At 69.9% G+C, this 1417-nt stretch carries 1 protein-coding gene; it reads left to right on the top strand.

Features of this window, described 5'->3' with window-relative positions:
• Positions 1–73: 73 nt before the first annotated feature.
• The gene (locus tag L979_RS14165) at positions 74–1411 is read left to right on the top strand and encodes an ISL3 family transposase (RefSeq protein ID WP_197052196.1); all 1338 of its coding nucleotides are present in this window, start codon (positions 74–76) and stop codon (positions 1409–1411) included.
• Positions 1412–1417: the final 6 nt, after the last annotated feature.

A 1417-nucleotide genomic window follows, 5' to 3' on the forward strand; every position in this document is an offset into this window, starting at 1 on the left:
TGAGTGTGGGTAAGGGCCCAAGCGGGGTGCGTGTCACGGGGGTCGGGTAGGGGTCGAGGCCTCCAGGATGGGGGTGCTGAATCCAACCGTCCTCGAAGGCCTCGACGTGTCCCATGCTATGTGCGCGCCGGCGTGCGCGCTCTTCGACCTGCCCGATGTCCACGTGCTCACGATCGAGCGGTACCGCTCCTCGTTCACCCTGGTGGTCGAGACTGTGCCGTCACTGGTGGGCTGTCCGGCTTGCGGGGTGCTCGCCGTTGGCCATGGCCGGGTGGCGGTGCTGCTGCACGACCTGCCTTGCGCCGGGGTGCCCGTGCGGGTGGTCTGGCGCAAACGCCGCTACCGCTGCCATGAGACGGCGTGCGAGGTGACGACCTTCAGTGAGGTCCACGAGCTGGCGGCACCGCGGGCCAAGCTCACCACCCGCGCGATTGCTTGGGCGGTGACGCAGCTGCGCTGCCACGACATCGCGGTCTCGGCCCTGGCCCAGATGCTCGGGGTCGCCTGGAACACCGTCTGGGACGCCATCACTCCGGTCATCGAGGCCCAGCTGGCCGCCGAGGACCGGCTGGCCGGGGTGAACGCCCTGGGCGTGGACGAGCACCTCTGGCGCCACGTGGGCCCACCCGGCACTGGGCTGGTCACCGGGATCGTGGACCACTCCCGCGGCGAGGACGGCCGGCCCCGGGCACGACTGCTGGATCTGGTGCCCGGGCGCACGGGGGCGGCCTACGGCGACTGGCTCATCGAGCAGGGGCCGGCGTTCACGAGCGGGATCCGCACGGCGACGCTGGATCCGTTCCACGGCTACGCCAATGCCATCCGCGACGAGCTCCCGGAGGCGATCACCGTTCTCGATGCTTTCTATGTGGTCAAGCTCGGCGGGCAGGTCGTCGATGAGGTCCGCCGCCGCGTGCAGCAGGACACTCTGGGTCACCGCGGGAGAGCCGGGGACCCGTTGTACGGGATCCGCCGCACCCTGCAGATCGGCGCCGAGCACCTGACCGAGAGGCAGGTCCGCCGACTCAACGCGAAGCTCGAGGCCGGGGACCCGCATCACGAGGTCACCCTTGCCTGGCATTGCTACCAGAAGCTGCGCGCGGTCTACCACGCCCGCCCCGAGCAGGGGCGCCGGCTCGTCGCCGAGATTCTCGGTGCCTTCCCGTCCTGTCCCATTCCGGAGATCGCCCGGCTCGGACGGACCTTACGCCGGTGGAAGGCCGCGATCCTGGCCTACTTCGATACCGCAGGAGCCTCGAACGGGCCCACGGAAGCGGTCAATGGCGTCATCGAGACCATGCGTCGCGTCGCCCGCGGCTTCCGCAACTTCGACAACTACCGGTTACGGGCTCTGCTCGCTGCAGGCGGTCATCGCCCCTGGCGGAGAACCGCTACCCACACTCAGCTGTGAAGGCCC

This window comes from Kocuria sp. ZOR0020 (genome assembly GCF_000800955.1).
GTDB classification, from domain to species: Bacteria; Actinomycetota; Actinomycetes; order Actinomycetales; family Micrococcaceae; genus Kocuria; species Kocuria subflava.